This is a genomic window from Melaminivora alkalimesophila (assembly GCF_000282995.1).
Classification (GTDB): Bacteria; Pseudomonadota; Gammaproteobacteria; order Burkholderiales; family Burkholderiaceae_C; genus Melaminivora; species Melaminivora alkalimesophila.
The window spans coordinates 1-305 of the sequence record NZ_ALEE01000506.1 but is presented as its reverse complement, the minus strand read 5'-3'; the positions used below and the strand labels follow the sequence as shown (position 1 = coordinate 305).

Genomic DNA, 305 nt, shown 5'->3' with positions numbered 1-305 from the left:
ACGGCAGCTTCCGCGGCCATCAGCCCGGCCGGTCCGGCGCCGATCACCACCACGTCGCAAGCCCGTCCCTCGCGGGCGCTCATGTCGCTATCGTTCATCAAAACAGCGAGCCCTGTGGCTCCTCCAGGCGGGTTGCGGGCGGGGCGCCGGCCGGAGGCGCGCTCGCCGGGCGCCCGCCGTCTGCCGCGTCCACGCAGACCATGCGGCCGTCGCCCGTGAGAAAGGCCGCCCGCACGGCCTCGCCCGGCAGCAGCGCGGCCAGCGCCTCGCGGTAGCGGCGCAGCTGCGCCAGCAGTTGCGGCTGC

Annotated in this window: 1 protein-coding gene; it reads right to left on the bottom strand. The window is 76.1% G+C overall.

All coding sequences use genetic code 11. The features are described from left to right. Positions 1-97: 97 nt before the first annotated feature. Positions 98-305: hypothetical protein (locus tag A612_RS09825; RefSeq protein WP_040436547.1), on the bottom strand; the 208-nt coding region annotated here is incomplete at its 5' end.